The sequence below is a fragment of the Levilactobacillus brevis ATCC 14869 = DSM 20054 genome (genome assembly GCF_001433855.1).
Lineage (GTDB): Bacteria > Bacillota > Bacilli > Lactobacillales > Lactobacillaceae > Levilactobacillus > Levilactobacillus brevis.
This window is the reverse complement of the sequence record NZ_AZCP01000001.1, coordinates 579,496-601,093: the sequence shown is the minus strand read 5'-3', so window position 1 is coordinate 601,093 and position 21,598 is coordinate 579,496. Positions and strand designations below refer to the sequence as shown.

The following is a 21,598-nucleotide window of genomic DNA, read 5'->3' as shown; positions in this document are numbered from 1 at the left end:
CCACAATGCCCGTTAATGATGCAATCTTAGCGGAAGCCGTTAAGATTTATAAAGTATTGAGTAACATGAACCGAATCAAGATTCTTTATTTCTTGGAGAATCACGAGGCTGACGTGTCGAGTATTGTTGATCACGTTCAGTTGTCACAGCCAATTGTGTCTCACCAGTTGGCGATTCTCTATCGATATCAATTGGTGACACGTCACAAGCGCGGTAAGCATGTCTATTATTGTTTGGATGATCCCCACATTCTTGAGATGGTTGATGCAATGCTGGGACATGTCTCTCATGAGATCAAAGGAGAACCGCATCACGATTAAACAGACGGTCGGACTAACTTAGTCGCGACCGTTTTTTATTGGCGTGGTAAATCCTATCATGACATGACTGACAATTATCGAAAGTGAAAGAAGGCTAGCGCTGTTTGAGCAGTTAGTTATTAAAAAAACGTAGCATTTCAAGAATTTCAGGCGTTTTAGTGGCTTCTAATGAATGGGACCAGTAAACTAACCCTAATCATTCAAAATAGGAGCAAAAATAATGCGCAAATTTTTGGGTTTTCTGTTCTTGCTGGCGCTAGGGGCCTGCTTTTTCTTACCCCAAGTACAAACTGAGCCTCCAAAGATTCTAAAGCAATCGCAATTGACCGTTGCCCAAGCGGCTAAAAACATCGGGGTTCAGTTGCCGCTGGTCGGCCGACAAGAGGCGGCTGGTGCCACGCCAGTCGAGTCGATTGTTCGTCCGCAAACGTTAAAGAAAACGTACTATTATCATTTTTCGGCGGATGTTCCAGTAAAAGTTCAACAAGTATTTGAACGGGCCATCGCTGTTTATAATGAGACCGGTATTGTTGACTTAGTGGCAGGTCAGGCCACTGCCGAACAAAATGAAATTACGATTTTTGTTTATCAGAAAACGATGACGGCTAAACAAGTTAATTATTTAGAATTAGGTAAGGGTGGTCCGGAGATTCAACAACTAACGGGATTTCAAGGTTACACGGCTAATCATGCACGTGCCGGACTAAACGTGAAGTACGGTCAAAGCATTAAGGAATCTGTGGCGATCCACGAATTGGGCCATGCGTTAGGACTCGATCACAGTTCGAGTCGGCAATCAGTGATGTATCCAATTGATCAGGGGCTAACCCAGCTGTCTGCTGGTGATTTAAAGGCACTGAAGTATTTGTATTAGGATGCCGCGTAAAGAAGGCCACGACACGTCATTATCTTTTAAGGACCAACAACTAAAAAAGCAATTCTGAAAATGACTTTTTCAGAATTGCTTTTTTAATTCAAATATTAATTTAAGTCGAAATTACTTCGTAAAATCAACGACCATTCGGCCAACGATTTGGTTATTCTTCATTTCATCAATGATATCGTTAACTTCGTCCAAACGACGGGTCTTAACGATCGGGTGAACCTTGCCTTCAGCACCAAATTGGAAAGTTTCGGCAAGATCTTGACGAGTTCCAACCAGTGAACCGCGAACGGAAATACCATCCAAGACGGTCTTGGCAATGTTTAATTCCATGTCACCTTGAGGAAGGGCAACGGCAACTAATTTACCATCTGGCTTCAAGGCGTTAACGGATTGTGTAAAGGCATCCTTGTTAACAGCAGTTACTTGCGCGTTGTCCACGCCACCGACCTTTTCTTGAATCTGTTCGGCGACATTACCGTCATGCCGGTTGATTAATACTTCAGCACCGTTAGCCTTAGCAGCAGCTAACTTATCAGGGTTACCATCAACGGCAACGACGTGGGCACCAAAGACATTGTGAGCGTATTGAATAGCCAGGTTACCTAAGCCACCGGCACCAACAACTTCCACCCATTGACCAGGCTTAGTTTCGCCGACTTTCAAGGCTTTGTACATGGTTACACCAGCACAGGTTAATGAAGTGGCTTCAATTGGGTCCAAACCTTCTGGAACCTTAACGGCGTAGTTGGCATCAACGATACATTCTTCAGCCATCGCACCATCAACTGTGAAACCAGAGTTTTGAACATTCCGGCAAAGCGTTTCGCGACCGGTTAGGCAATATTCACAATGGCCACAACCCTTAAAGAACCAGGCAACAGAAACCCGGTCGCCAATCTTCAAGTTATCGACGTCGTCAGCGACTTGAATGACTTTACCAACACCTTCATGGCCGATAATCCGACCAGGTTGCTTACCGAAGTCTCCGGCAGCCACATGTAAGTCGGTGTGACATAACCCACAATATTCCATTTTAACTAAAGCTTCACCGTGAGTAATTGGGCGGAGCGTAACATCTTTAATATCAACGTAACCGTCAACTGAATCGCGAATAACTGCTGCTTTCATGAAAAAAACTCCTTTTCTTTTCGTCTACAAGAATCAGTATACTGCAAAGGAAGTAATATTCAAGTGAAATTTTGCACAAAAAGTATTACGTTTTTCCTAAGATGAATGAAAAAAGCTTATATAACAGCAATTATTGGTTGATCTGAAAAGTATATAAATGTGAAGCAAATGACTAATCACTTTTTCAGAAGCAATATTGTCATTCGAATGCAACCGGTTGTTAATTTTTCAAAAGACAGTGACTAACAGTGATGAATAGGTAATGTTTCAGTTAAATGTGAGTGGGGAGGGAGTTTTGGCATACAATTATGAGAAAATATGATAAAATTAAATGTTGAAATGAGAATCGGACGTCCGTTGTTAGTGTTTTTGCTGACAGTGGGTGCCGCGAATTAGCCAGAGGAGTTAACGTGTAATGAGCCGAATTTTAATTATTGAAGATGAAAAAAACCTAGCCCGGTTCGTTGAATTGGAGTTAAAGCATGAAGGGTACGAAACCAACGTGCAGTTTAATGGTCGAACCGGCCTGGAAGCAGCCTTGTCACAGGATTTTGATGTGATTTTGCTAGACCTAATGTTGCCTGAATTGAATGGGATCGAAGTTGCTCGCCGCGTGCGTGAGGTTAAGAGTACGCCAATCATTATGATGACGGCGCGTGATTCTGTGATTGATCGGGTTTCTGGATTAGATCATGGCGCAGACGACTATATCGTTAAGCCGTTTGCAATTGAAGAACTGTTAGCGCGTGTTCGGGCGCTATTGCGGCGAATTCACCTGGAGGGTGAGCAGAAGAGTACCAAGCAGACGACGGTTAAGTTCAAGGATCTTACAATTGAAAAGGAAAACCGCATCGTACGTCGGGGCGATGAAGTCATTAACCTGACTAAACGTGAATATGAATTGTTATTAGCCTTGATGGAGAATATCAATGTTGTTTTGGCTCGAGATGTCCTGTTAACCAAGGTGTGGGGTTATGAATCAGAGGTAGAAACCAACGTGGTTGATGTCTACGTGCGGTATCTTCGCAATAAAATTGATGTTCCTGGCCAGAAGAGCTACATTCAAACGGTCCGTGGAACAGGGTACGTGATGCGGTCGTGACCCAAACCGATAAAACCCCTGAGTTAACTGGTGATAGTGTTGCGCCTAAGAAGGCCGGGTTTCGGTTTTCTTTGAAGTGGGAGTGGGCGCTATCAACAGCATTTGGTGTTTTGGTTATTTTTGCTGCGATTGTTTTTTTGATTTTTAACAGCTTTATGACGGTGCTGATGCGCCAGGAAAAAACTCACGTATCGGACACACTGAACGTTGTTGTAGAAAAGTTGAACAGTCAAAAACAACTGACAAGTACTAATGTTAACCAGCTGTTGCGTCCCCAAGCAGTTGTGTCAGCGACCAAGCAGCCGACGCCCTATAACAATGCCGTGATTGCTAGTTTAGCCCGTGATAGTCAGGCCGTAACGGTTTATGATGCCGATGGACAGTCACTCTTTGCAACACGGCAAGGGGATGTCTCATTCCGACGGGCTAGTAAACAGTCAATTTCTACTCAGACGGTGTCCGGGCGCAAGAATTTAGTGGGACGGTCACCAATTCGATCTAAGCAAGGTAATCGCATCTTGGGCTATGTTCAAGTGACCGATAATTTGCGAGACTATCGTGCCACGCAAGTCAAATTGTTACAGGTTGAGGTGGTCTTAGGGCTGATGGCGGGCTTAGCCGCTGCAGTGCTGAGTTATAGTCTAGCAACCTTTTTACTACGGCCAGTTGAAGAAATTCGTGAGACAATTCACGCGGTACGTGAAGATCCACAAACAGATAAGCGAGTGCCCGAGATGCATCATCAAGATGAGCTAAGTGATCTAGGCAGCTTGTTTAATGACATGCTGGATACGACACAGCGCTATATGGATCAGCAGCAACAATTTGTGGAAGATGTCTCGCACGAGTTACGAACCCCAGTGGCGATCATTCAGGGACACATGGAGATGTTGGATCGTTGGGGTAAAGAAGATCCAGAAGTTTTGGATGAGTCGATCAAGGCCTCGTTACAAGAAACCAAGCGTATGAAGAGTTTGGTTCAAGAGATGCTGGATCTCCAACGAGCGGAACAAATTGAGGTTAATTACCCCAATGAAGTGACGGATGTCAGCGAAGTGGTTGAGCAGGTCTTCGATAATTTCAAGATGATTCACCCTGATTATGTGTTTATCTTGGATGATGACGTTCACCAACCACTACAAGCGCAAATTTATCGAAACCATTTGGAACAGATTCTTATTATTTTGATGGATAATGCGGTTAAGTACTCACAAACACGTAAGGAAGTTCATCTGACGTATGAAAGTGATTTGCGAAACCTTGAAGTGGCCGTTCAGGACTTCGGTGAGGGCATTTCGCAAGAGAATCGTAAGCGGGTTTTTAATCGTTTCTATCGTGTGGATAAGGCGCGTTCCCGTACCAAAGGGGGCAATGGCCTCGGCTTAGCGATTGCTAAACGGTTAATCGAAGCTTACCATGGCCGAATCACAATTGAGAGTGCCTTGGGGCATGGGTCTGTTTTCCGAATTTCATTACCAATCTTGTCACCGGAAGCGGCACAGGCACTTAATGCTAAAAAAGAACAGACGCAAGCGGCCAATGACATTCCAGGAATCCAATCAGAATTGTTAGTGGACGATAGTGAAGATTCAACGAAATCTGAATAAAATAAAAAATCCGGTTTGAGTTTAGTTGACTTAAACCGGTTTTTTTATGCGACAAAAGCGTAAAGAGATTGACAGGTAATGACGATTCAAGTATGCTGTTAACAACAGGTTAGTTGCTATAGTAACTAACTAAATAGGGGGAGCTACTATGAAATTAGTCAAAGGCTTTTTGTGGTTACTGGTCGGTGCCGTGGTCGTTGTTGGGGGAAGTTTGTTTTGGTTACCACAATTTACGAAGAATAAGCATTCAGAATTGGTAATGGCTTTGGATAATATTAATCCAGTGGTTAAACCAGAAACGGTTTATGCACTCACCACGACAAAGCCAGTTCGCCAGTTTACTGGGGGTGCTGGTGAAAAGGAATACACTTATCGATTAACAACCTATAATGATCGAGGACAGACCCGTATTGTAATGTTCGATGCCCAATGGCGGTTAAAACCACAACGTTTTTTGAAAATTAAGACGAAAGGCCAAAATGTTGAGTCTTGGACAGCAACGGCGCGACAAGAAGTACCGAGTGGTGTTCGACAAAATCTGTTGATGAGCTAGTGTTTAAGCTTGTTGTTACTAACAATCGTTGTATTGGTGAATGGCTGGGGATCAGATTTAATACCTTTGAAATGGCTTATTGTTATTAACAATCATATCAGAAAGCATAAAAAAGATCGTCGACAAAAAGTCGGCGATCTTTTTTTGATTATCGATGACGCTGTTGTTTTCCGGCGTTACGATTACGATTTTTTTGACTAACGGGTTTGGGGGTTGTAGCTGTCGGTGTTGGTTTGACGACAGGTGCAACAACCGGAGCAGGTTGGTCTTTCATCTTTTCCTTAATCTCGCGACGAATTCGTGGTCGATAGAAATTGATGATCAATGTTTGTAGGCAGGCAAACAACCCACCAACGAAGAAGTATAGACCAAGACCAGCTGGAGAACTCATTGTGAAGAAGAGAATCATGACTGGTGATAGCAATAATGTCATGCGCATTTGTTTCTTTTGATCTTCTGGCATCCCCAACATGGACAAGTATCCTTGTAGTAGATAAGAGAGGAAAGACAATAATGCAAGAATCCAGCTAGATTTTCCTAATGGAATTCCTAAGAAAACGGTGTTGGACAGTTCTGGTGAGTACCGGATAGCTGCATATAGTGCGGCGAAGATCGGCATTTGAATCAGGAGCGGTAAGCAGCCAATTCCACCGGTCATGCTAATGCCATTGTTACGATACAAAGCCATCATAGCCTGACTGGCAGCCTGCTGTTCTTCCGGTGTCTTAGCAGCTTTTTGTTGCTTCTGTAAGGCGGTCATCTGTGGCCGGATCATTGAGATCTTTTCCTGCTGAACGGTAGCACTTCGCATTTGACGAACCATGATTGGCAATAAGACCATTCGTACAATCACGGTTAAGATAATAATGGCCCAACCATAGCTACCGCCAAAGATGTGGGCGAGCCAATCCATCACGTGTTGTCCAGGTACGGCCAGATAATCGTAAACGAAGCCATAAGGTTTACCATTCTTGGTTTGCACACAGCCACTCAAGAAGAGGGCCATGGCCGCCAAGGCGGTCGTAACCGTAACTTTTTTGGAGATTTTCATATGTTGTTTTGAACCCCTTTAAATAACGATGTAGAGCCTAATTGCTCCCAGCGGCGCGAACGCCGTTAACATCAAACATCTTACTTGATTTACCGGTCATTTTCAAATAATAATCCGGAAGTCGGCAAATTGGTGGGTTGGGATTGAGTGGGTTGTCAGCGTCATCACGTTAATCCAGGGGGATAAGCCATGTTTGAGTTGCTGGCAGAATTGTTGTAGGGTCGCAGATTCACCAGTGGCAATGATTTCAACTTGTCCGTTAGTGAGATTGCGGACAGTACCTGTTAGCGTCAGCTGTTTGGCTAGTCGTGTGGCCGACCAGCGGAACCCAACGCCTTGTACTTGACCACTGACCAGAATTTTTTGTGTTTCCATAAGACGATGCCCTCCCGATTAAAAATGCGTTTATCCCATTATACAACTGCCGGTTATTGATCGGATATGGTAAACTAGATGAAATAACTTAAAGCGAGGGACTATCGTGAAAGAAAAAATTACGTCTAGTCAAAATAGGCGCGTCAAGGAATGGCGATCCTTAGCCAGCAAAAAAGGGCGTAAGGCCACGCGGACTTATTTATTGGAAAGTTGGCATCTTGTTCAAGAGGCTATTAAGGCGCAACAACCTTTAACGGCAATTATGGGGACTGCTGAGCAGTTAAGTGCCCATGCAGATGGCTTGCCTACTGACGTTCCCATTTACGAACTAACGGATAGTCTGGCTAAGACAATTGGGGATACTGGTACGCCTCAGGGCATTTTTGCGACGGCCCCGATGCCAGATGAGACTGCGATTGATCCTAAAACTGCGACGGGGGCTTGGCTGTTCTTAGACTACGTACAAGATCCTGGTAATATTGGGACGATGGTGCGGACGGCCGACGCTGCGGGCCTAACCGGCGTTGTGTTTGGGAAGGGAACAGCCAGTCGTTTCTTACCCAAGGTTTTACGGGCCATGCAGGGAAGTCAGTTTCACATTCAATTGGTAGAAGCCGATTTACATGATTGGATTGGCGCTTTTACGGCCCGACAATTGCCAGTGTACGGAACTAATTTAGATCCACAGGCACAAGACTATCGTGATGTGCCAGCCCTAACGAATGGCGCGATTGTTATGGGCAACGAGGGAAATGGTATGGCACCGGACTTGCAACGTTTAACGACACAAAATCTCTATATCCCTATTAAAGGACAGGCAGAGTCCTTAAATGTTGCCGTGGCTGCCGGTGTTGTGATGTTTCGATTAGTGGGTTAATCATAAAGAAAAGGTAAACCCGATGAGAAATAGGCCATTTTGGTTGCATTTTGTCTAAAAGACAGTATGATATAGGGTAATTGAGAGACTGAAAATCATAATTTTAATGAAAAGGAAGCATTCTATGACCAAACTTACTTGGCGTGATGACCCCGAGTACCTTGCTTTAGTTTCTGACTTGTTGGCAAAGGAGCCGGTCCAACGCCTGGCGAATTACACCCAGCATCATCACTCTAACCGATTGGATCACTCCATTTCGGTGTCGTATAATAGTTATTTAGTTGCGAAGAAACTTGGTTTGAATACCCGGGCCACTGCACGGGGTGGGTTATTACACGATTTGTTTTATTATGATTGGCGAACGACGAAGTTTAATTTAGGCTCGCATGCGTTTATTCATCCTCGGGTTGCCTTGCGCAATGCCGAAAAGTTAACGGATCTAAGCCCTATGGAAAAGGATATTATCCTTAAACACATGTGGGGAGCGACGCTGGCGATGCCGAAGTATCGAGAAAGCGCGATTGTATCGTTGGTGGATGATTATGAAGCTGTTTACGAATTCTGTGGACCAGCCCGTAAGCGAATGGAAGCCTTGATGGACAAGGTAACGCCTAACGCCTAGTTTCCAAGGAATCTGGATGGGAGGCAAGACAAATATGCAAATGATGTCAAAGAAGACGACAGAAGCACCAGACACGGCTATCGATTTTGAATTGTGCCCCCGCTTTGAACAAACCTTTTCCTTTTTGGGAAAGAAGTGGAATGGCTTGATTATCGATGTCCTCTTGCATGAAGGACCACAACGGTTTCGGGATTTAGCGCGAAACGTGCCGCGATGCAGTGATCGCGTGCTGGTTGAGCGACTAAAGGAATTAGAGGACAACGGCGTCATTTTACGCCGAACTTTTCCTGATAGTTCCTTGATTGAATATGAGTTAACTGAGAAGGGCCAAGAATTTGCTCCCGTGATGGCGGCGGTTCATGCTTGGTCTGACAAGTGGTCTTGTCCGCTTGAGGAGAACCAGAAGTAGTTGACTTCTGCGGCCAAATCCGCTAGGCTAATTGAAGTAATAGTTAAAAACGATGATAGAAAAGTAGTAACCGGAACGGTTTGTCAGGAAGAGTCTGCCTAGACTGTGAGCAGACTTCAAAGCGATAGGTGAATTCAGTTCTTGAGTTGTCGCCAGGACGCAACTTAGTTGTTGTGGAAAGGTGTTCCGGTACGTGACCGTTATCACGACTGAGTGTGGTTGGGGATGAAATCCTTAACTGAATCAGGGTGGTACCGCGATGCTTCGTCCCTAGTTTTAGGACGGAGCTTTTTTATTTGTCTAAAAAGTAAGTTAGAAATGGAGGATGACGTTATGTCGTTGAGAGATAAATTAAACGAACTGCATGAACGTGGGTTAGCCGAGATTCAAAAATCAACTGACCTAAAAGACGTCAATCAAGTGCGGGTATCGTTATTAGGTAAAAAGGGTCCAATTACCGAGGTGTTGCGTGGTATGCGGGATTTAGACGCTGAAGAACGACCTAAGGTTGGTGCTTTTGCCAACGAAATTCGGGATGACTTAACGGCAGCATTGACTAAACGGCGAGAAGAATTGGAAAATGCTGTACTAAATGCCCGTCTGGCTAAGGAAGCTATCGATGTTACCTTGCCAGGCACGCCGGTTGCTAAAGGTGAGCCGCACGTTATTCAGCAAATCATTGATCAAATTGAGGACCTCTTCTTGGGAATGGGTTATCAAGTGCTGAGCGGTCCAGAAGTTGAAGAGGACAAGTATAATTTTGAAATGATGAACTTGCCGAAAAATCATCCAGCACGGGATATGCAAGATACGTTCTACATTACCAAGGAAATTTTGATGCGGACGCAGACCTCACCAATGCAGGCCCGGACGTTGGAAAAGCATGACTTTAGTCAGGGACCATTAAAGATGATCTCTCCAGGCGTTGTCTATCGGCGAGATACGGATGATCCGACCCATTCACATCAATTCCATCAGGTCGAAGGCTTAGTGATTGATAAGCACATTACGATGGCTGATTTAAAGGGAACGCTCCAGGTTTTGGCCCACGAATTATTTGGTGATAAGTTTGACGTGCGGTTACGGCCAAGCTATTTCCCATTTACGGAGCCTTCTGTGGAAGCCGATATTACCTGTTTTAATTGTGGTGGAAAGGGTTGTAACGTCTGCAAAAACACTGGTTGGATTGAAGTGTTAGGTGCCGGTATGGTGCACCCTAATGTCTTAAAGATGGCCGGCGTTGATCCAGAAGTATATGGTGGTTTTGCCTTTGGGGTTGGTCCCGATCGGTTTGCCATGTTGAAGTACGGTGTTGATGATATCCGTAACTTTTATTTAAATGATGTTCGTTTCCTGACCCAATTCACGAAGAAAGGATAACCGCCAACTATGAAGATTTCATATAATTGGATTAAAGAATACCTAGATTTAAATGTTTCACCCGTTGATTTGGCGGAAAAAATCGAACGCACTTCCGTGGAAGTCGATGGCGTGACCACCCCTAGTGATGGTTTGAAGAAGATCGTGGTAGGACACGTCTTGTCCTTAGAAGCCCATCCCGATTCCGATCACCTGCACATTTGCCAAGTGGATGTTGGTGAAGACGATCCCTTACAAATTGTTTGTGGGGCACCGAACGTTGCCGCGGGTCAGAACGTCATCGTGGCCTTACCAGGTTCACGAATTGCCAACAACGTTAAGATCAAAAAGTCCAAGATGCGGGGAGTTCCATCTGCGGGAATGATCTGTGCGTTACAGGAAATTGGGTTTTCCGAAGATGTTGTGCCTAAGGCTTACGCTGATGGTATTTATGTTTTACCAGCTGACGCGACGCCTGGGGATGACGTTTACGATTACTTAGGCATGAACGACAGCTTGATTGACTTGGATGTGACGCCTAACCGTGGGGACATGTTAAGTCTTTATGGCACGCTACATGACTTGGCAGCTATCTACGATCAACCCGTTAAGTTAGAACAACCAGCGGTTAAAGAAGCTGGTCAGGCAGTTGCCGATCAATTGACGGTTCATGTTGATGACCAGTTGGCACCGCAATATCGAATGCGTTTGGTTAAGCAAGTTAAATTAGCGCCTAGTCCAATGTGGTTGCAGATCCGGCTGTGGAATGCAGGCTATCGGCCAATCAATAACGTTGTAGATATTACGAACTACATTATGTTGAAGTATGGTCAACCTTTGCATGCTTTCGACTATGATAAATTTGCCGGGCAAGATGTTTATGTGCGGACGGCGCAAGCCGGTGAAAGCTTAATAACACTAGACGAAGGCGAACATGAGTTAGATCCACAAGATATTGTCATTGCTGATGAACACGCGCCAATCGCATTGGCTGGAGTCATGGGTGGTCTGAACACCGCAATTAGTGAAGGAACGGTCACGGTTGCCATTGAATCGGCTGTTTTTGAGCATGACCACATTCGTAAGGCTGCGCAACGGCACCATTTACACACGGATGCGTCACAACGCTTTGAACGTGGTGTGAATCAAGCGGGTGTACAAGAAGCCTTAGATGCAGCTGCACAGATGATGACCGAGTTGGCCGATGGTGAGGTTCAAAGTGGAACCGTGGTTGCGGCTGCTAACATTCCAGCACCAGCTGTGATTACATTGACGCTCAGTCGAATCAATGCTGTTTTGGGTACGACTTTGGCTATGGAACAAGTTAGTCATATTCTCGAAAGTCTAGGTTGTACGGTGGCGATTGACGGAGAGACATTGACCGTGACGGTACCGGTTCGGCGCAATGATATTCATATTCCGGCTGATCTTTTGGAAGAAATTGCCCGGATCTATGGTTATGACCAGTTGCCAGCAACTTTGCCAACGGGACGGATGACCATGGGGGCCCTGACGCCAGCACAAAAACTGATGCGGGCCACTCGTCACTCGCTAGAGGGCCTGGGATTAAATCAGGCGATTTCGTACGCGTTAACAACGGAAGATAAAGCGAATATGTTCATGATGCGGGCCAGCGAACCCACCCATTTGGCTTGGCCAATGAGTGTGGATCATGCGGTATTGCGGATGAATATTATTACGGGCTTATTAGATGACATTGCTTATAACACGGCCCGCAAAGTTAAAGATGTGGCGTTGTATGAACAGGGCCGAGTCTTTTACCGTGAAGCGGATACAGAGCGTCCTAGCGAAGAGGAACACATTGCGGGTGCAATTACGGGGACACTGCTACCAGCAGCTTGGGACCAGCCAGCAAAAGAAGTTGACTTCTATCAAGTCAAGGGTATCGTTGCGGCTTATCTGAAAGATATGGCGGTTAACGGCGACGTTACCTACGTTGCTAATTCAGATATGCCTGATATGCATCCCGGAAGAACGGCAGACATTTTGGTGCATGGCCATCGAATTGGCTTTATGGGGCAAATTCATCCGACTGTGGCCAAACAGTTTAAGATTGGGGCTACGTATGTCTTTGAACTGAATCTACAGGCAATTATTGACATGCCTAAGCAGGAAAATCAGTACGACGTCATTTCCCGTTATCCAGCAATCACACGGGATATTGCCATGCTGGTAGACAATCAGGTTACCAACGAACAAATTATGGCGTTGATTGAAAAACGTGGCGGTGCTTACCTGAGATCCGTCAAATTGTTTGATGTTTACGGTGGTGTGAAGGTTCCTAAAGGCAAAAAGTCTTTGGCTTACACCTTAACGTATCAGGATAAGAATGCGACGTTAGTGGACGATGCGGTGAACCAAGCTTTTGACAAGGTTACCCAGCGACTTCAAGATGAATTAGGTGCTGAAATTCGTTAATTCTGGTAATAAAACGCGATTGGCCTGAGGGCTAACCGCGTTTTTACGAGGCATGCAAGTGAAAGATTACAATTTCATCAAAGTCACGTTTACGTATTCCCGCGGACTGTAAATTTCTGTATAATAGAGAAGATTATGGCATAGAACGGAGGAAATATGTTGGATAATGGTAAGGATCCTATTCCATCACGACAAGATTCGGGAAAAAAGCGCTCGTTTGGTCGTCGGATCATTATTGGGGTAGCTAGTCTACTGGTTATTTTGGCGGTGGCGATTGGCGTTATTGGTTATCACTACTTCCAATCGTCGTTAAAGCCGATGGACAGCAGCAATAACCAAGTGGTGCAAGTTCACGTTCCCATGGGTGCAACATCAAATAAAATTGGGCAAATCTTACAGGATAAAAAAGTAGTTAAAAGCGGAATGGTGTTTAACTATTACGTGAAGTCCAATAAATACACTAATTTTCGTGCCGGGTATTATCAGTTAAAGCCATCAATGACACTAAAACAAATTGCCATGCAATTACAAAAGGGAGGTTCTTCAGAACCTATCCAAAGTACATCCGGCAACGTGTTGGTGCGTGAGGGTGAAACGATTGATCAGATTGCGACAGCAATTCCAGTTCAAACGGACTTCACCAAGGCAGAATTCTTGAGCCTAATGAAGGATAAAGCTTTCTTCAATCAGTTAGCAACTCGCTATCCGCAACTATTAGGTTCCGCTAAAAAGGCGAAAAATGTTCGGTATCGGTTGGAAGGTTACCTGGCACCAGCGACGTATCAGGCTGGTAAAAAGATGACCTTGAAGCAATTGATTACAGAAATGGTTGCTAAAACGGATGAAAACCTGCAAGGGAACTATGCCACAATTAAGAAACAGAAGCGCTCAGTTCAAGAAGTCTTAACGTTGGCTTCATTAGTGGAACGCGAAGGGGTTACCCAAGCAGATCGGAATAAGATTGCGGGTGTGTTCTTGAACCGGATTAAAGCGGGGATGGCCATTCAATCTGATATTTCTGTCCAGTATGCGTTAAAGACAACGAAAAAGACGTTAACGTATAAAGATTTAAAAGTGAAGTCTCCATATAATTTGTATATTCATACAGGATACGGGCCAGGTCCATTTGACAACCCAAGTGTTTCGTCAATTAAAGCGGTCTTGCATCCAACGGATCGGAGCAAAGGGTACTATTACTTCATTGCGAACACCAAAACGGGGAAGGTTTACTTCTCTAAGACTTACGCACAGCATCAAGAAAAGACAAGTTCACTTGCGAGTGATAATAAGTAAAGGACGGCGACAGTGTTGGCAGAGAAGAAACGACCGATCATTATTGGGGTTACTGGGGGGTCTGGTAGTGGTAAGACGACTGTTAGTCGGGCCATTTTTAATCAATTAATTGGCCACTCTATTATGATTTTACAGCAGGATTCTTACTACAATGATCAATCAGACATGACAATGGCGGAACGGGCCGCAGTTAATTATGACCACCCATTGGCCTTTGATACGGATCTGTTGATTAAGCAGCTCAAGCAATTGTTGCGCTATGAGCCAATTGAAAAGCCGGTCTATGATTACACGTTGTCAACGCGAAGCGATAAGACGATTCATCAGGAACCCCGTGACGTGATTATTTTGGAAGGTATCTTAATCTTAGATGATGAGCGACTACGTGACCTGATGGATATTAAGGTATTTGTTGATACGGATGATGATATTCGGATTATTCGCCGAATCGAACGGGATATGAATGAACGGGGCCGCTCGCTGGACTCAGTTATTCAGCAATATTTGGCGACAGTTAAACCAACTTATCACCAATTCGTTGAGCCAACCAAACGTTACGCTGATTTAATCGTTCCTGAGGGTGGCGAGAACCAAGTTGCCATTGACTTATTGGTTACAAAAATTCGTGCAATTCTAGAAGCTAGCGGTAATAAAGAAGTTTTTGACAATCCTGATACAAGCATATAGAATAAGACAGGTTAGCCCAGCGTGGCTAACCTTTTCTACAAGTGATAAGTTAAGTTGGACGGAACGTTTCGTTCAAAAATAAAAAAGATAAGTAAAAGGGGTGGCCAGTGTGGCACAAGAAAAAATGTATCCAATGACTGAAGAGGGTAAGGAAAAGCTCGAAGCCGAACTCGAAGATTTAAAAATGGTGCAACGCCCAAAGGTGATCGATCGGATTAAGATTGCCCGATCATATGGTGATTTATCAGAAAACTCTGAATATGAATCAGCCAAAGATGAACAGAGTATGTTAGAAACGCGGATTAGTACGGTAGAACGAATGCTTCAATACGCGCAGATTATTGACAATGATGATACGGACAAAGACGAAATCACCGTTGGTAAAAAGGTAACATTCCAAGAAGACGATGATGAACCAGAAGAATATACCATTGTAGGGGCTGCTGAAGCAGATCCTATGTCTGGTAAGATTTCAAACGATTCGCCAATTGCTAAGGGGTTATTAGGGCACCGTGTGGGTGAGACAGTGACTTTCCCAACACCTGGTGGTGACATGACCGTGAAAGTGATTGCGGTCGACTAAAAGCATTTAAGAGATTCAGCCCTAGTTAAAGGGGCTGAATCTTTTTTTATACCTTTGATGTATGCAACCGCGAAAGAATCGTTATTTGCTAGATACAATTGGTTGAATTAAGGGCCTTCTTGCTGGTTAGTTGGCGGTAACTTATCAATGGTGTTGCGGTCAGCTGAGCAAATAGGTCGCTAACTAGAATGAAATCAGGCATAATAAAAGTACGACAAGAGTTTGTGAAAAGCTGCTTGCCAGATACCCGGGAAAAGTGGTATAAATAAGGTTGAAACCGGATTCATAGTTTGCTAAAGAGGAGTCCTATCAATATGAAAATTACGGTGACTGATGCAGCAAGTAAGTGGTTTCGTGAGGATATGGGAATGACCGGCCGCGGCATTCGTTTTTTCGGTAAAGTTTACGGAAAAACGCCGGTCCATCAAGGGTTTTCTCTGGGAATGACCCCGGATGATCACCCCCGCCATCCAATCGTTGCAGAAAAAAAGGACGACGTAACCTACTACATTACGGAAGGTGACCAATGGTTCTTTGTTGGTTATGATCTGACGGTCGATTACGATGCACAAACGGATGGCCCCGTTTATCGGTATGCGGAAAATGGGGAATTAGATCACTAGTAAAAAACGCATGACCCGTTTTTGCGGTCATGCGTTTTTATAATGGACTAAATTATTGGTGGCGGCGAGAGAACCACCAACCGCCGAGAAGAATAATGAACGTTCCACCGCTAATTAGCAGTCCTACATTAAGCAGAGGCGGCCAATAGGCGAGCGTGACGGTACTGTTACCCTTGGGTAATTTGACCGCGGTAAACATGCCAATCGTTTTATAAGTCTTGACGGCATGACCGTTGACTGTGGCATGCCACCCCTGGGAATATGGAATAGACGTGTTCAGGACCTGCCCAGCGTGTTTACTGGTAATCGTGCCCTTGAAGTAACGACTAGTATGCGTCGTCAAATGCCAAGGCTGCGTCTTCAGTTGATTGATTGCAGCCTGGAAACGGGGGGTGTTTAAACGATACAGCGTGAAGTTATCCAACCATAGGGAGCCTTTACTAAGTTGAATGGTTAACTTTTGTTGGTGTCCCTTGGCGTGGTCTGCGGCACTAACCAAAATGGTATTTCGGTAAGTCTTGTATTGGTTGAGTGTCTTGCCATTCAAGATAAAGGTCGCGTTGTCTGGATTTACAGTTGATCCGAAAGTGAAGTAGTAGGCATCATTGGTGGTCGGCGTGAAGGTCAAGGTAATCTTGCCGGGCTTTAGTAAGTTTTTCTTCTGCAAGACGGCGCCCGTTATTTTAGTCTGCTGATTAATATTTTGGAAGGTGACTTGATCAAAATTCTCAGCGGTATATAACTGCTTGTCTTGGGAATTGCCGGTTAAAGCGGCTAGCCAGTTAGCCTGATACTGTGTTGGATCAGCGGTTTTATTTTTTAGAGTCAGAATTTGCTGATTGGCTGCATAGCCCATAGGAAGGGCATACTGGTTTTTGTAGGTTGTTGCCCAGTGGTCACTGCTAATTTTTTGGTAATCGGCGAGATCTGCCTTATTAGATGAAGCCGGTAAGATACTGGTACCGCTGAGTGCGCCTGCTAATTGGTTCTGCTGGAAATAATATTTCATGTTGAGCAAGGAATCAGTAACTAGTGTGCCGTTACTGTACTCAACAAAGCCGTCACCGTCAGGATTACCAATATTGCCAAAGAAAGTGGGAACTGCTTTGGGCAATACGGATGAAAAGACGCCACCACCATTGTAACCAGTTTGGAAAGCATCTCCTTTGGTGCGCAAGAAGGTTTTACCGATGCGATAGAAACCATGATCGCGCTTCTGTACGCGATTAACGAGTCGTTGAAGTTCATTCGTGTAGTTACCGTATTCACTTTGAGACACGTAACTAATATTGTTCAAAGAGATGAATGCGTTAGCTGCCACCTCAGTCACCCCGATAACTAAGAAGGTTAGGGGATAGATCCAATGATGTTTGATTGGCAGGGTAATTAGGGCAAGGGCGAGGATGACGAACAGTAACCCTAGCAGTAATTGATTTAACGTCAAGAACTTGAACTTGGCTAAGTTAATCCCCACGTAAGCACTACCGGCAATAACGATGAGGGTCACTAAGCCGATGGCTAACCATCCTGGTTGAAAATCGGCGGTCAAGGTTTGTGCCGCGAGCCAAATTAACCAGAAACTAACAATAAAGGAGAAACGATAAGGATACCAAACCGGAAATTGGCCGGCATGCCAGAGTAAATCTAGTGGTTGAAAGCAAAGTGATAGTGCTAAGAAGGCTGTTAAAACGCCGGAAGCAATCCGACTACGAAGTTTGATTCGCCGATCACTGAAGTAAAAGAGGCTGCCTAATAGGGCGATGGCACCAATAAATAAGTTAGCTGTGCCATCGGGCATTTGATCAAAGTTAAAGGCGCCCAAGAAAAATTTGGCGAGCATCTTAGGTGGAAAGAAATCAAAATGCCATTTGAAGGTGGTGACGGTATATTGGGCCTTACTCTGTGACAGTGACCACCAGGTTGGCAGTAAAATAAAGGCAGATAACAAGCCACTAATTGCTGATGCAAGGACAAACTTACCAGCTTGCCTCCCGAAATGACGCCAAGTGGAGAAGCGGTCAACGGCTAACCAACAAAAGGCTAGAACCATGAACAAACAGATCATGTAAGCCATGTAGTAATTAACGACTAACATGAGCGTTAGCCAGATGACGTAAGTGCGCCATTTTCCGGTGTGCATGAGCTGATATAAGCCATAGAAGATCAAGGGTAATAGATAGGCGGCATCCAGCCACATAACGTTAAGCTGGTTGGCAACTGACCACCCCATTAAGGCGTAAGCTGTTGCAAACATAATGGCTTTAAACCCGCGTTGTTGGGTTGTTTTCTCCAGTAACCAAGCAAAGCTCAAACCGGCCAAGCCATATTTGAAGACAGTCAGAAGGAAGACGCCCGTGGTTAAGCTGGTTCCGGGGCATAGCAATAACAACCAATTTAAGGGACTTAAAAGATAGTAAGACCAAGTACCTAACATTTCGCCGCCAATGCCATTAGAGAAAGAGTAAAAAATGCTACTAGGATCATGGAGGATTGCCCGGCGTAGATAGGCAAAAAAGTCGATATATTGTTGCCCTAAGTCGACAGTTAACAAGCTACTGGTGCCAAATGGCGCCATTTGACGATAGATAAAATAACCGGTCATCAAAATGAAGGGTACTAAAAAGGCCCCCCAGAGGGTGAGTTGACGTCGGGAAAGCGCCCAGCGTCGTTTTCGTACTTGCAAAGAAAGCCACCTCAATTTTTTTAATTTTAAGCATAGATCATCGAATTGTTCATTGGGGGGACGGCACGGATTACCGATCAGCCAAGTGTATCTTTTCCCCGCAAGAATCGATAGGAACAGTTGCGGACGACCGTTCAGCTATAATCTTATCAGATTTATTCTGAAGATGCGGTTAAAACTGGTAAAAATTTCGAGATAATCTGACGATGACGATTTTACTATAGGCAGTTAATTGGGATAACTGTCCGAACTTTGTTACTATTCAGATGCACCATAAATTAAGCTAATTAAGGAGTGAACGACATGAAAACTTTGGACATCGTAGCTCTCATTGTATTAGTCATTGGTGGATTGAATTGGTTGTTGGTTGGCGCATTTAATTTTGATTTAGTTGCGGCCTTGTTTGGCGGTCAAGCGGCACTGATTTCAAGAATTGTGTATATCTTAGTGGGAATCAGCGCAGTATACTGTTTACGGTTTTTGGGGCTGATTACCCACCGGAAAACGGCTTAGTTGATCGCTTGTTGCCGAGGTATCTCACGGATGAGAGGGAAATCTCTGATCCGTGTTTTAGTGTGCTTGACGGTACTTAAAATATATAATTTGGTAAATGTTGATTTAACGGGACTTTAAGCAATCATTAAAAGGTTAAAATACCAGTTGACGTTCACGAATTAGGTCTCTAGAATAGCATAGAATGATTAAATTTCGGTAGCGGGATAGTGACCGACGGCGAAGTTTGGTAAAATAGTAGCTGTATAATAAGGAGCAGAGCTGTTGTGAAGAATTTTTATAATCGCGTTAGTAACCGAAACCAGCGATCTAGTGGCCCGAGTAAGTCACTGATTCCCTTTCGGTTGAACTTTCTTTTCATTATTGTTGCCCTGTTGTTTGCGGCGTTAATTGGTCAATTGGCGTATTTGCAAATAATTTATGGGTCACAATTGAAGGCAGAGGTCAATTCGACTGATACCACGATTGAAACCACCAACGTTCAACGGGGGATGGTTTATGATTCAAATGGTAAGGTGCTGGTTGGTAATAAATCACACCAAGCCATTTCCTACACGAAGGGCGTTAGTGTGCTATCTACGGATATGTATAAAATTGCCAATCGGTTAGGAAAGTATTTGACGGTCTCGACGAGCTCATTGACGCCGCGTCAGGCAATTGATTACTACTTAACGGACCCTAAACGGTTGAAAGCCGTTGAGAACAAGTTGAGTGGGACCAGCGGGATGTCGACGACCCAAAAGTACAACAAGGCGTTAAGCTATTTGGAAAATGACTCATCTTTCAAATTAACTAAAACGCAAAAGAATGCGGCAGAGATTTTTGCTAAGATGAGTGGCGCATACTCGTTATCGACGACCTACATTAAAGATTCCGGGGTTTCCAACAAAGAAATTGCCGAAATCGGTGAACATCTTTCAGAAATGCCGGGTGTTAAAGTTGGGACTAGTTGGTCACGGGATTATCCGAACGGGTCTTCAATTAAGTCCATTATTGGGACGGTTTCATCCGAGAAGACTGGTTTACCGAGTGATCGGGTTAATGAACTGCTGGCTCAAGGGTATTCGCGAAATGACAGTGTGGGACAATCCTACTTGGAACAAGAGTATGAATCTGTCTTACGGGGAACCAAGGCTGAAAAGCAAGTCGAGGTTTCTGGTTCCACGATTACCAAAGAAGCGAAGAAGTATGGTGGGCAAAAGGGCGACAATCTCCAGTTGACTATCAACTCGACCTTCCAAAAGAAGCTACAGTCATTGGTTCATTCAGCAGAGTCCGGTGCCGGTGGTTACTCAACGGGGACCTATGCCATTGTAATGAATCCTAACACTGGTGGGATTGTTGGGATGGCCGGAGTTGACCGTAATCCATCGACTGGTAAGATCACAACGAATGCTCTAGGAACCATCAATAGTGATATTGTAATGGGGTCTGTTGTGAAGGGCGCGATGGTTTCGGGTGCCCTAATGGACGGTGTGATCACGCCAAGCAATAATACGTTGACTGATAAAGTTATCAATGTTGGTGGTGTGAAGAAAGCTTCGTGGTTTAACAAATCTGGTAGTGCCAGCATTGGGTTAAATGCGTCCACGGCGTTGGAAGTTTCTTCTAACTCCTATATGATGCAATTAGCCATGAAGGAAGCCAAGTTTAATTATGTTCCTGGTGCAGCCTTGACCATGAATACCAGCATTTTTGATAAGGAACGGGGCTACTTTAACCAATTTGGCTTAGGTGTCAATACCGGGATTGATTTGCCAGGCGAAAGTACTGGGCTGAAAGGATCAAGTGCCTTCTCGCATATTGGGAACGCATTGGATCTATCCTTTGGGAACTACGATGCTTATACGACATTGCAGATCGCCCAATACATGTCAACCGTTGCCAATGGTGGCACACGGATTGCGCCACACGTGGTTCAGTCAATCCGCGGGACCAAATCCGATGGAACGCTGGGCGCCGTTAAGTCAACGGTCACCCCTAAGGTCTTGAACCGGATTGATATGACGGCTGCGCAGAAGAAACTGGTGACTGAAGGTCTGTATGATGTGGTTCACGGAACCAACACGTATAAGACTGGGGCGGAATTAGCTTCCATCTCACCAGGAATTTCTGCTAAGACGGGGACGGCCGAAACGTATTATAAAGGGCATTCAACCGTTACGTTGAGCTTAGCCTCTTACGCGCCATCTAATGACCCTCAGGTCGTGGTCGCTTTAGCAATGCCAAACTTGAGTACCAACGATGAAGATAACAACATGAAGTTGGCCAAACAGATTTATGCAGCTTACTGGAAGACGGTTCAATCAACGTCAACGTTGACTAACCCAACCAAGGCGACATCATCTGGCTCAGCAGTTAATACGAGTGCTGCGAACTAAAAGCAGCTTAAAAATCACGTGAAGCCATTGGGCAGAGCGTGATTTTTTCGTGGCTAAAAACACGTGTTAAGTATTTTTCCTTAACATATTTGGGATAATGACTGGTA

The 21,598-nt window shown here is 44.6% G+C and carries 20 protein-coding genes; 16 read left to right on the top strand and 4 right to left on the bottom strand.

The annotated features are described in order from the left end of the window. Positions 1–5 precede the first annotated feature (5 nt). Both FC61_RS03155 and FC61_RS03150 read left to right on the top strand, forming a co-directional pair. The gene (locus tag FC61_RS03155; protein ID WP_021741714.1) at positions 6–320 is read left to right on the top strand and encodes an ArsR/SmtB family transcription factor; all 315 of its coding nucleotides are present in this window, start codon (positions 6–8) and stop codon (positions 318–320) included. A gap of 220 nt (positions 321–540) precedes the next feature. After that, a complete protein-coding gene (locus FC61_RS03150) occupies positions 541–1,194 on the top strand; it encodes a M57 family metalloprotease (RefSeq protein WP_021741715.1) in 654 nt (217 codons plus the stop codon). Between the two features lie 123 nt (positions 1,195–1,317). Here the strand turns inward: FC61_RS03150 and adhP are convergent, their stop codons facing one another. Further along, a complete protein-coding gene (gene adhP, locus FC61_RS03145; protein WP_011667742.1) occupies positions 1,318–2,334 on the bottom strand; it encodes an alcohol dehydrogenase AdhP in 1,017 nt (338 codons plus the stop codon). A gap of 415 nt (positions 2,335–2,749) precedes the next feature. Here adhP and FC61_RS03140 point away from each other — a divergent pair, with 415 nt between their 5' ends. The 3 genes from FC61_RS03140 (at position 2,750) to FC61_RS03130 (ending at position 5,596) form a co-directional block, all read left to right on the top strand. Next, positions 2,750–3,436: a response regulator transcription factor gene (locus tag FC61_RS03140; RefSeq protein ID WP_011667741.1), complete on the top strand. Its 687-nt coding sequence runs from the start codon at positions 2,750–2,752 to the stop codon at positions 3,434–3,436. Then, positions 3,433–5,043, top strand: coding sequence for a HAMP domain-containing sensor histidine kinase (locus FC61_RS03135; protein ID WP_021741716.1), 1,611 nt, complete (start codon positions 3,433–3,435; stop codon positions 5,041–5,043). Before FC61_RS03140 ends, FC61_RS03135 begins: the two co-directional genes overlap by 4 nt. 148 nt (positions 5,044–5,191) lie before the next feature. Beyond that, positions 5,192–5,596 (top strand): YxeA family protein, encoded by a 405-nt coding sequence (locus FC61_RS03130; RefSeq protein WP_021741717.1) that lies wholly within the window; start codon positions 5,192–5,194, stop codon positions 5,594–5,596. Positions 5,597–5,744: 148 nt separating this feature from the next. Here the strand turns inward: FC61_RS03130 and yidC are convergent, their stop codons facing one another. Next, on the bottom strand, positions 5,745–6,647 hold the full coding sequence (gene yidC, locus FC61_RS03125) for a membrane protein insertase YidC (RefSeq protein WP_021741718.1): 903 nt from the start codon (positions 6,645–6,647) through the stop codon (positions 5,745–5,747). A gap of 102 nt (positions 6,648–6,749) precedes the next feature. Continuing rightward, positions 6,750–7,022, bottom strand: a complete 273-nt coding sequence (locus FC61_RS03120) for an acylphosphatase (RefSeq protein WP_021741719.1) — start codon at positions 7,020–7,022, stop codon at positions 6,750–6,752. A 106-nt stretch (positions 7,023–7,128) separates the two neighbouring features. Between FC61_RS03120 and FC61_RS03115 the strand changes: the two genes are divergently transcribed. The 9 genes from FC61_RS03115 to FC61_RS03075 all read left to right on the top strand — a co-directional run bounded on the left by FC61_RS03115 (position 7,129) and on the right by FC61_RS03075 (position 15,914). Next, positions 7,129–7,899, top strand: coding sequence for a TrmH family RNA methyltransferase (locus FC61_RS03115; RefSeq protein ID WP_039104807.1), 771 nt, complete (start codon positions 7,129–7,131; stop codon positions 7,897–7,899). Positions 7,900–8,023: 124 nt separating this feature from the next. Beyond that, a complete protein-coding gene (locus tag FC61_RS03110) occupies positions 8,024–8,521 on the top strand; it encodes an HD domain-containing protein (protein WP_011667735.1) in 498 nt (165 codons plus the stop codon). 34 nt (positions 8,522–8,555) lie between these two features. Next, the gene (locus FC61_RS03105; protein ID WP_042516727.1) at positions 8,556–8,930 is read left to right on the top strand and encodes a winged helix-turn-helix transcriptional regulator; all 375 of its coding nucleotides are present in this window, start codon (positions 8,556–8,558) and stop codon (positions 8,928–8,930) included. 333 nt (positions 8,931–9,263) lie between these two features. Continuing rightward, positions 9,264–10,310, top strand: coding sequence for a phenylalanine--tRNA ligase subunit alpha (pheS, locus tag FC61_RS03100; RefSeq protein WP_024525357.1), 1,047 nt, complete (start codon positions 9,264–9,266; stop codon positions 10,308–10,310). Between the two features lie 9 nt (positions 10,311–10,319). Beyond that, positions 10,320–12,728 (top strand): phenylalanine--tRNA ligase subunit beta, encoded by a 2,409-nt coding sequence (gene pheT, locus FC61_RS03095; protein WP_021741195.1) that lies wholly within the window; start codon positions 10,320–10,322, stop codon positions 12,726–12,728. A gap of 156 nt (positions 12,729–12,884) precedes the next feature. Then, complete coding sequence (gene mltG, locus FC61_RS03090; RefSeq protein ID WP_021741196.1) at positions 12,885–14,021, top strand: endolytic transglycosylase MltG; 1,137 nt, start codon at positions 12,885–12,887, stop codon at positions 14,019–14,021. A gap of 12 nt (positions 14,022–14,033) precedes the next feature. Beyond that, positions 14,034–14,708: a uridine kinase gene (gene udk / locus FC61_RS03085; RefSeq protein WP_015473615.1), complete on the top strand. Its 675-nt coding sequence runs from the start codon at positions 14,034–14,036 to the stop codon at positions 14,706–14,708. Positions 14,709–14,817: 109 nt separating this feature from the next. Further along, positions 14,818–15,291, top strand: coding sequence for a transcription elongation factor GreA (gene greA, locus FC61_RS03080; protein ID WP_024525354.1), 474 nt, complete (start codon positions 14,818–14,820; stop codon positions 15,289–15,291). Positions 15,292–15,605: 314 nt separating this feature from the next. Next, positions 15,606–15,914, top strand: a complete 309-nt coding sequence (locus tag FC61_RS03075) for a HesB/YadR/YfhF family protein (RefSeq protein WP_011667727.1) — start codon at positions 15,606–15,608, stop codon at positions 15,912–15,914. A gap of 52 nt (positions 15,915–15,966) precedes the next feature. Here the strand turns inward: FC61_RS03075 and FC61_RS03070 are convergent, their stop codons facing one another. Beyond that, positions 15,967–18,597 (bottom strand): YfhO family protein, encoded by a 2,631-nt coding sequence (locus FC61_RS03070; protein WP_035464256.1) that lies wholly within the window; start codon positions 18,595–18,597, stop codon positions 15,967–15,969. Between the two features lie 303 nt (positions 18,598–18,900). Between FC61_RS03070 and FC61_RS03065 the strand changes: the two genes are divergently transcribed. Continuing rightward, on the top strand, positions 18,901–19,110 hold the full coding sequence (locus tag FC61_RS03065; protein WP_021741199.1) for a DUF378 domain-containing protein: 210 nt from the start codon (positions 18,901–18,903) through the stop codon (positions 19,108–19,110). Positions 19,111–19,376: 266 nt separating this feature from the next. After that, on the top strand, positions 19,377–21,491 hold the full coding sequence (locus FC61_RS03060; protein ID WP_035464258.1) for a peptidoglycan D,D-transpeptidase FtsI family protein: 2,115 nt from the start codon (positions 19,377–19,379) through the stop codon (positions 21,489–21,491). Positions 21,492–21,598 lie beyond the last annotated feature (107 nt).